Source organism: Ideonella sp. B508-1 (assembly GCF_000333615.1).
Classification (GTDB): domain Bacteria; phylum Pseudomonadota; class Gammaproteobacteria; order Burkholderiales; family Burkholderiaceae_C; genus Ideonella.
The window spans coordinates 1-1,767 of sequence record NZ_BADL01000342.1; the positions used below are offsets into that span (position 1 = coordinate 1).

Genomic DNA, 1,767 nt, shown 5'->3' on the forward strand with positions numbered 1-1,767 from the left:
TACTTCCTGGTTGTGAACACCCGCCTGCAGGTGGAGCACGGCGTGACCGAGCAGGTCAGCGGCGTGGATCTGGTGGCCTGGATGGTGCAGCTGGCCGCGGGCACGCTGCTGCCGTTGCACACGCTGAAGCCCACGCTGCGCGGCGCGTCCATCCAGGTGTGCCTCTATGCCGAGGACCCGGCGCGCAACTTCCAGCCCAGCACCGGGGTGCTGACCGAGGTGTGCTGGCCCGCCGGCGCCCAGGCCGGCCCCGGCGCCCACCCGCTGCGGCTGGACACCTGGGTCGAGCGCGGCACCGAGGTGCCCGCCCACTACGACCCGATGCTGGCCAAGCTGATCGTCACCGCCGACACCCGCGAGGCGGCGCTGGCCGCGCTGCAGCAGGCCCTGGCCGCCACCCGCATCGCCGGCATCGAGACCAACCTGGCTTACCTGCGCCAGGTCTTGGCCGAGCCCACCTTCCAGCAAGGCCGGCAGACCACCCGCTTCCTGGGCACGCTGCGCCATGTGGCCCAGGCCTTCGAGGTGCTGGACGGCGGCGTGCAGACCACCGTGCAGGACTGGCCCGGCCGCCAGGGCCACTGGGACGTGGGCGTGCCGCCCTCCGGCCCGATGGACGCCTACGCCCACCGGGTGGCCAACGCGCTGGTGGGCAACGCCGCCGACGCCGCCGCGCTGGAATGCACGATGGCCGGCCCCACGCTGCGCTTCCACACCGCGGCGGTGGTGGCCGTCACCGGCGCGCCCGCGCCCGTCACCCTGGACGGCGTGCCCATGCCCATGTGGCAGGCCATCGCCGTGCCCGCGGGTGGTGTGCTGGCCGTGGGCCGCCTGGTCGACACCGGCTGCCGGCTGGCCATCGCCGTCGGCGGCGGCCTGGATGTGCCGCTCTACCTGGGCAGCCGCAGCACCTTCACGCTGGGCCAGTTCGGCGGTCACGCCGGCCGCACCCTGCGGGTGGGCGACATGGTCCACCTGGCCGCACCGCAGGCCGCGCTCGACCAGGGCCGGGCCGGCCGCGGCACGCCCGCCAGCCTGCAGCCCGCCATCGGCCACCACTGGGACGTGGGCGTGCTCTACGGCCCGCATGGCGCGCCGGACTTCTTCACGCCCGACGACGTGGCCATGTTCTTCGGCACCGACTGGCAGGTGCACTACAACTCCAGCCGCACCGGCGTGCGCCTGATCGGGCCGCGGCCGCAATGGGCCCGGCGCGATGGCGGCGAGGCGGGACTGCACCCGTCCAACATCCACGACAACGCCTACGCCATCGGCGCGATCGACTTCACCGGCGACATGCCGGTGATCCTGGGCCCCGACGGCCCCAGCCTGGGCGGCTTCGTCTGCCCGGCCGTGGTGGTGGACGCCGAGCTGTGGAAGCTGGGCCAGCTGCGCCCGGGCGACACGGTTCGCTTCCACCGCCTGAGCCTGGACCAGGCGGCCCAGCGCAGCGCCCAGCTGGAAGCGGCCCTGGCCACCCTGAGCGGGTCCGGCGCCGATCCCCAGCAGGCCCAGCTGCCCGCCGCCCCGCAGGACGACGCCACCGCCTGCCCCAGCCCCATCGTGCTGGAGGACCCGGCGCGCGACGAGGTGCCCGCGATGGTCATCCGCCAGGCCGGCGACCGCTACCTGCTGGTCGAGTTCGGACCGCTGGTGCTGGACATCGAGCTGCGACTGCGGGTGCATGTGCTGATGACCGCGCTGCAGGCCCGCCAGGCCGCCGGTGGCCTGCCAGGGCTGATCGACCTCACACCGGGCATTCGCTCG

General features: G+C 74.3%; 1 protein-coding gene. It reads left to right on the forward strand.

Annotated elements, in window-relative coordinates; translation table 11 throughout:
- Positions 1–1,767, forward strand: a 1,767-nt coding sequence (locus I73_RS14765) for a 5-oxoprolinase/urea amidolyase family protein (protein WP_022981324.1), incomplete at both ends; no start/stop codon positions are given.